Origin of the sequence: Streptomyces sp. NPDC002795, from assembly GCF_042888725.1 — a bacterium.
Taxonomy (GTDB): Bacteria; Actinomycetota; Actinomycetes; order Streptomycetales; family Streptomycetaceae; genus Streptomyces.
Map to the genome: position 1 here is coordinate 509,089 of NZ_JBIAQB010000008.1, position 6,840 is coordinate 515,928.

Here is a 6,840-nt window from a genome sequence, read left to right on the forward strand (position 1 = left end):
GTCAGCTCCTCAGAAGGCCTGGCGCGGCGGGGCGGAGTCGGTCGAGCCGACCAGGAAGTCCAGGTCGGCGCCGGTGTCGGCCTGCGTGACGTGTTCGGTGTAGAGGTAGGTCCAGCCGCGCGTCGTGGGCGGCTTCGGCGCCTGCCATTCGGCCCGCCGCCGCTCCAGTTCCGCGTCATCGACCAGCACGTCAAGCCGCCGCCCGGGGACGTCGAGGCAGACGGGATCCCCGGTGCGGACGAACGCCAGCGGGCCGCCGACCGCGGCCTCCGGGGCGACGTGCAGCACACACGTACCGAAGGCCGTCCCGGACATCCGGGCGTCCGAGATCCGCACCAGGTCGCGTACGCCGGCGTCAAGGAGCTTCTTCGGCAGCGGAAGGTTGCCGACCTCCGGCATGCCCGGATAGCCCTTCGGCCCGGTGTTCCGTACGACAAGGACGGTCTCGGCGGTGACGTCGAGCTCCGGGTCCTCGGCGACGGCGAGGTAGTCCTCCAGCGAGTCGAAGACCAGGGCAGGGCCTGTGTGGCTGAGCAGCCGTGGTTCGGCGGCGGACTGCTTGATGACGGCACCGCTCGGGGCGAGGTTGCCGCGCAGCACGGCGGTGCCGGTGCCGGCCGGCTGCACCGGGTTGTCCAGCGGCCGGATCACCTCGCGGTCGTACACCTCGGCGCCCTCGCAGTTGTCGAGGAGCGAGCGGCCGGTGACGGTCACCGTGTCCCGGTGCAGCCGGTCGCGCAGATCATGGATGAGGGCGGGCAGACCGCCCGCGTACGCGAACTCCTCCATCAGGAAGCGGCCCGACGGCATCAGGTCGATCAGCAGCGGGAGTTCGGCGCCCAGCACGTCGAAGTCGTCGAGGGCCAGCGGCACACCGAGGCGTCCGGCGATGGCGAGCAGATGGACGACGGCATTGGTGGAGCCGCCGATCGCCGCGTTGATCCGGATGGCGTTCTCGAAGGCCTTCCGGGTCATGATCCGCCCCGGAGTCAGGTCGCTGCCGGCCAGCTCCACGGCTCGTGCGCCCGTCTCCTCGGCGAGGGTGGTGCGCCGGGCGTCGACGGCGGGCAGTCCGGAGCCGCCCGGCAGCATCATGCCGAGCGCCTCGGTCAGACAGGCCATGGTCGAGGCGGTGCCCATGGTCATGCAGTGACCGGCCGAGCGGTTCAGCGACGACTCGAACTCGGTGAACTCCTCCTGGGTGATCGTTCCGGCCCGCAGTTCCTCGGTCATCCGCCAGATGTCCGTGCCCGAGCCGACATTGCGGCCTCGGAAGCGGCCGTTGAGCATCGGCCCGCCGGTGAAGACCACCGCGGGCACACCCGCGCTGGCCGCGCCCATCAGGGCGGCCGGGGTCGTTTTGTCGCAGCCGGTCAGCAGCACCACGGCATCGATCGGGTTGGCCCGGATCTGCTCCTCGATCTCCATCGCGGCGAGATTGCGGTAGAGCATCGAGGTCGGCCGGAGGAAGGGCTCGCCCAGCGACATCGCGGGGAACTCCAGCGGGAAGCCACCCGCCTGCAGCACCCCGCGCTTGACCGCCTCCGCGATGATCTGGAGGTGGCCGTTGCACGGGGTGAGCTCCGAGAAGGTGTTGCAGATACCGATCACGGGACGGCCGTCGAAGTTGTGGCCGCCGCGTCCCATGGCCCGCAGGTGGTGGCGGGAGATGAAGCCGTTCTTGCCGCCGTCGCCGAACCAGGCGCGGCTGCGCAGTAGCGCGCCTTCCGGGGCGGGGGCGTCAAGCGGCGGGTCGATCGCGGCCATGGTGGTCCTTCCGGTGCGGTGCCGTGGACGGCGCGGAGGCGCAGCAGCGTCGTAACCAAGTCGTGCCTTGCCCTCCAGTTAATGGTGCTATCAAATCACGTTACTGTCTGCTCCTGTCCAGAGGGAGCCGGAGGCAGCGGTCGGGGCCGCCGCCTCCGCCCAGCAGCATCAAGCGCCGCCGTACGGTGGCGCGCATGAGGAGGGCCGCATGGAAACCAAGGTGATGAAAGCGGTGACGTGGCGGCTGATGCCGTTTCTCGTCCTGCTCTATCTCGTCGCCTACATCGACCGGTCCAACGTCGGCTTCGCGAAGCTGACACTCCAGCACGAGCTGGGCCTGTCCAACGCCGCCTTCACCCTCGGGCAGGTGGCGTTCTTCGTCGCGTACGCGATCTTCGAGATCCCCAGCAACATCCTCCTGGAGCGCTACGGCGCGCGACGCTGGTTCACCCGCATCATGATCAGCTGGGGTCTTGTCACCGCGCTCACCGCACTGGTGAGCACCAGCTGGCAGTTCTACGCGGCCCGCTTCCTGCTCGGCGTCGCTGAGGCGGGCTTCTATCCGGGCGTCCTCTACTACATGACGAAGTGGTACCCCTACCGTTACCGGGCCCGCATGGTCGGCTGGTTCATGATGTCGGCGCCGCTGGCGTTCATCATCGGCAACCCGGTCATGGGGGCCTTGAACGGTCTGCACGGTACGTTCGGCCTCGAGGGCTGGAAGTGGATCTTCATCGCCACAGGCCTTCCCGCCGTGCTGCTCGGTCTGGTCACCCTGAAGCTGCTCCCGGACGGACCGGACAACGTGCGCTGGCTGGACGCGGACCAGCGGGGCTGGATCGCCTCCGAGCTCGCCACCGAGGCTGACTCGGTGGGCACCGCACACCCCAGGCCGCTGCGCACCCTCCGTGACCGGCGGGTGGTTCTCATGTCGCTGTACTTCCTGTGCTTCCCGCTGGGCGCTTACGGGCTGAGCTTCTGGTTGCCGACGATCGTCGACGGTTTCGGTGGCCTGAGCGCTCTGGACACCGGCTTCATCACGGCGATCCCGTACGTCTTCGTCGCGCTGGGCCTGTACGTGGTGCCGAAGCTCGCCGACCGCAGTGGCTCGCGCTACCCGTGGATCGCGGGCAGCGCCGCACTCGGTGCGCTCGGCTTGGCCGGCAGTGCCCTCGTCAGCAACCACGTGCTGCAGATGGCGCTCATAAGCCTGGCTGCGATGGGGATCTTTGCAGGTCAGCCGGTCCTCTGGTCACTGCCCTCGCGCTTCCTCACCGGCGTGGAGGCGGCATCGGGGATCGCCATGATCAATGCGGTGGGCAACCTGGGTGGCGGCTTCGGGCCCCTGGGAATCGGGGTGATCGTGGACCGCACCGGATCTCCGACAGCAGGCCTGTGGTTTCTCGTCGCCGCCATGGCCGTGGCGGTCGTCGCCACGTACGGGGTCAAACGGCTGATCGAGAAGGGGCCCGTGGTGGAGCACTCGCCCCGGGACCTGGCAGGGTCCCGCTAGTGACGTGAGTCAGAGGTTCGTCGTCGGTTTGGTGTGAATCGTCGTGGACCGAAGATCCCGCCTGTGTCGTTAACTGATGCCCAGCGGGCCGTACTTGAGGGATGGGTACGGCGCCGCTCGACGGCTCAGGCCCTTCGATCCCGGATCGTGCTGGAGTGCGCCGAGGGACACTCCATCAGGGAAGTGTCACGACGTCTGACCGTCGCGCCTGACACGGTCCGCACCTGGCGCAGGCGTTTCCTCGACCGTGGGCTGGACGGTTTTTCCGACGAGCCCAGGCCGGGCGTCCCCAGGAAGATCTCCGATGCCGATGTGGAAGCTGGTGACCGGCCTCGCGGCCGCCCTACGAGCCGGCGCCCTGACCGCGGACGCGGTCGCGCTGGAAGCCCGCAAGGCCGCCGAGGCCGACGACGCCCCGCCCTCCACAACTGGATCGGAGCCGGACCGGGCGAGGGTGACCTTCCTGACTGAACGGCGGCTGGCCCACCTGCCGCCCGACAACCGGCCACTGCCGTCGGTCGCCGCCTACGACCAGTTGCTGCGACCGCGGCGGCCAAACCGGTCTGCCGCCTCGCCCTCACCCAAGCCAGGGCCGCCGCTCAGGGCACTACCGCAGGCTGACCCGTATGCCTCGCCCTACTGGTGGAGCTCCAGCAAGGGCTACCGACGGTCGACGGAGAGGCTCTTGATCATCTCGCCGTTGACCAGGATGACGAGACAGCCGCAGCCGCCGATGCAGTACTCGACCTCACCTTCAGATGTGCGGTGGTGGGACCTTAGCGTCCACAACTGCGTTTCCGTCGGAGTCGGCTCGTGGCAGACAGGGCAGCGGTCGTCCGACGGCGTGACCTCGGATGCGGGAGTCATGCCACCAACATGGCGTCACTGTCTAAGACACTTCAACCATTACATCGGGTGGGGCTCACACGGGACGAGCACCGGGGCTATCCGCAGGTCCGACACGCCGAGCGGCGCGGCGCACCGACCAGGCGCCCGCCAGGACGACCAGCGCCATGGCACACAGTTGACGTGCCGTGAGCTGCTCGTGCAGCAAAACGAAACCGACCCCCGCCGCCACGGCGGGGCTCAGTGCAAGCAGCACGCCGAAGGCGCGCACATCGATGCGCCGCAGGACCGTCATATCCAGCGAGTACGGGACCAGGGAGGACAGCAGGGCCACCATGAGCCCGGTGCCGAGGACGGCAGGGTGGGCCGCCACCGTGCCACCGTCCGTGACGGCGGTGACCGGAGTCAGCACACAGGCGCCGCAGGCCAGCGCCAGAGTCAGGCCCGTCCAGTCGGGGAACAGGCGCCCGACCCGCTGACTCAGGACCACATACCCGGCCCGGCACAGCGCGGCGGCGCCCCCCAGCAGCAGCCCGGCGGCGGAGAGCGAGGCTCCCGGGGCGGTCAGCAGGAGCACACCCACAAGCGCCAGCAACGCCACCGCGAGGTGCTCAAGCCGACGGGACAGAACGATCGACAAGGTGAGCGGCCCGAGCAGCTCCAAGGTCGCGGCCACCCCGATCGGCAGGCGGCTGATGGCCTGGAAGTACGCCAAGTTCATGGCCGCGAGGACCAGACCAAGTGAGACCGCCGCCCGCCACTGCACAGCGGTGACCTCCCGCAGTCGAGGCCGGACCAGTATCCACAGGATCGTGGCCGAGAAAAACAGCCGCATACCGGCCAGCGCCGTGGGACCGACGGTCCCATAGGTATCCTTCGCCACGGCCGAACCCGCTTGAAGACTGACGATCTGAGCCAGCATCAACGCCGGAGCCGTCGCGGCGCCCTGCCACGGCGCGCGGGGGGTCTTCACCGTCGTGCCCCTCCGGGTCCTCTCCGTGATCAGCGCCGCCAGGCTCTGCCGTGACGGCCACCCGACCTGCCACTGCGCGCCACTACGGCTCGGACCCACACGATGATGTAATCGCCTTATGCATTTCAACCATTACGGCGGGGAGGCCGCCCGGCTGGCCGCAGACCTGGTCAACCTGACCGCGCCACCACCCCCCGAACACCTGGAACCACTACTCGCCACGCACGGCGTGGTGCACCACACCCTCACCGCCGCGCAGACCGAGACGATCTGGACATGGAGCCGGCGCCTGGCCGCGTGCTTCGGGCAGCAGGACCTCGAAGAGCGATGCCAGGCAGTCAATACACTTCTCGCCGACGCCTCCAGTAGTCCCCGGATCTCCCTGCACGACGGCCGACCCCACCTGCACTACAGCGCCACCGGCGCCGACGCAGCCGCACACATCCGCGCCGTCACCGCCGCCGGACTCGCCTACGTCGTGTGCTCGGCCGACGCCGAACGGCTGGGGCGCTGCGCGCGCCACGCCTGCGGTCTGGCATTCGTCGACACCTCCCGCAACGGCCGACGCACCTACTGCTCCGTGCGCTGCGCCAACAACGACGCCGTGGCGCGTCACCGCGAGCGGCGCCAGGGTGACATCCGGCCGTCAACTACACGGAAGACAAGACGAACGTGACTGTCCGTGGCGCCGCCATTTACTTCCCACGGAAACGGGCACCGCTGGCCTCGCTCACCGACAACACACCCCTTCTCGGGCCGGTGGTGTCAGTTCTCATCAACATTTTGTGCTCCGGTGATCGACAAGTGCTGCCCGAAGTCGTCGACAATCGGTGTCGGCTGCCACCTCCAAAGCCACCCACCGGATGCGCGGCGCCGGGCAGGGGAAAGCCACCCATGCCACCTTCACCGCTTCCCGCACGGTGAAGCCCCAGGCTCCGCAGGTCAGTTCATCGACGATGTGCAATCCTCGCCCCCTTTCGCCGAGCAACGCCAGCAACGCGTCGAGGCCGCCGCCCCGCCCGTCAGGATCAGGCTCGTAGGGCGCGGCGGCAGGGAAGTCGGGGAGTTGGGGAACGTGTGGGTCGGTGTCCTCGACCTCGCAGACATACTCGCCAGCCGTGCGGCGCAGCCGGAGGATGTAGGGTCCCGGCGCGTGTTCGGTGGCGTTCGCGACGAGTTCGGAGACGGCGAGTACGACATCGTCGACCTGCCCCTCGCTGAACCGCAGAGGAACCAGAATCCGTCGAAGAGCCGCCCGGGCCAGGGCAGTTGCATCGGCAGTACGGTCGGTCCACTGGCATACGGTCACCGGGCGGCGTCCCACACGGCGCGGCAGTTGCGGCTTGTCGTTCATCGCCGGCCTCCCCGCGCCGCGTGGCGGGCGCCGCCCCTGCGATGACGACCGCTGCCCGGCGTGAAGCACAGCCGCACGTCGGCCAGGGCATACGGCCCGGCCTTGGCGAGCGCGGTGCAGAGCATGAGTGTGGTGAATACGAGTGGTGCCATGAGCAGGCCGCCCCTCCGGCTGATCGCGAATGGAACGCGACCACGACACCGTGGAGCCCGGGAAGAGCGGAACCGTCCTCTTTCAAGAGCTTTGAGGACATGGGTTGTTGGGCTACGAACAGCGGCTGCCCGGTCCCTTAAGACGATGTCTTGATTGGCGCTGGTTCGTTGTCCTGGCATGGAGATAGTTGAACGGCTGGTGCCGGACGAGTTGTGGGAGATCTTCCAGAATGTG

General features: G+C 68.6%; 8 protein-coding genes. 3 read left to right on the plus strand and 5 right to left on the minus strand.

Annotated features, from left to right (window positions below; translation table 11 throughout):
- Positions 1-9: 9 nt before the first annotated feature.
- Positions 10-1,767 (minus strand): IlvD/Edd family dehydratase, encoded by a 1,758-nt coding sequence (locus ACFYWS_RS26160; protein ID WP_389280534.1) that lies wholly within the window; start codon positions 1,765-1,767, stop codon positions 10-12.
- A gap of 208 nt (positions 1,768-1,975) precedes the next feature.
- Between ACFYWS_RS26160 and ACFYWS_RS26165 the strand changes: the two genes are divergently transcribed.
- Together ACFYWS_RS26165 and ACFYWS_RS26170 are read left to right on the plus strand one after the other, a co-directional pair.
- Positions 1,976-3,280 (plus strand): MFS transporter, encoded by a 1,305-nt coding sequence (locus ACFYWS_RS26165; RefSeq protein WP_389280535.1) that lies wholly within the window; start codon positions 1,976-1,978, stop codon positions 3,278-3,280.
- Between the two features lie 63 nt (positions 3,281-3,343).
- Positions 3,344-3,751 carry a helix-turn-helix domain-containing protein gene (locus ACFYWS_RS26170; protein WP_389280536.1) on the plus strand — a complete coding sequence of 136 codons (408 nt, stop codon included), beginning with the start codon at positions 3,344-3,346 and terminating at the stop codon, positions 3,749-3,751.
- A gap of 189 nt (positions 3,752-3,940) precedes the next feature.
- Here the strand turns inward: ACFYWS_RS26170 and ACFYWS_RS26175 are convergent, their stop codons facing one another.
- Both ACFYWS_RS26175 and ACFYWS_RS26180 read right to left on the minus strand, forming a co-directional pair.
- Positions 3,941-4,147, minus strand: a complete 207-nt coding sequence (locus tag ACFYWS_RS26175; protein WP_389280537.1) for a hypothetical protein — start codon at positions 4,145-4,147, stop codon at positions 3,941-3,943.
- 55 nt (positions 4,148-4,202) lie between these two features.
- Complete coding sequence (locus tag ACFYWS_RS26180) at positions 4,203-5,099, minus strand: DMT family transporter (protein ID WP_389280538.1); 897 nt, start codon at positions 5,097-5,099, stop codon at positions 4,203-4,205.
- 118 nt (positions 5,100-5,217) lie between these two features.
- Between ACFYWS_RS26180 and ACFYWS_RS26185 the strand changes: the two genes are divergently transcribed.
- Positions 5,218-5,775, plus strand: coding sequence for a CGNR zinc finger domain-containing protein (locus ACFYWS_RS26185; protein WP_389280539.1), 558 nt, complete (start codon positions 5,218-5,220; stop codon positions 5,773-5,775).
- Positions 5,776-5,874: 99 nt separating this feature from the next.
- Here the strand turns inward: ACFYWS_RS26185 and ACFYWS_RS26190 are convergent, their stop codons facing one another.
- Both ACFYWS_RS26190 and ACFYWS_RS26195 read right to left on the minus strand, forming a co-directional pair.
- Positions 5,875-6,453, minus strand: coding sequence for an ATP-binding protein (locus ACFYWS_RS26190; protein ID WP_389280540.1), 579 nt, complete (start codon positions 6,451-6,453; stop codon positions 5,875-5,877).
- Positions 6,450-6,605: a hypothetical protein gene (locus tag ACFYWS_RS26195; protein ID WP_389280541.1), complete on the minus strand. Its 156-nt coding sequence runs from the start codon at positions 6,603-6,605 to the stop codon at positions 6,450-6,452. Before ACFYWS_RS26195 ends, ACFYWS_RS26190 begins: the two co-directional genes overlap by 4 nt.
- Positions 6,606-6,840 lie beyond the last annotated feature (235 nt).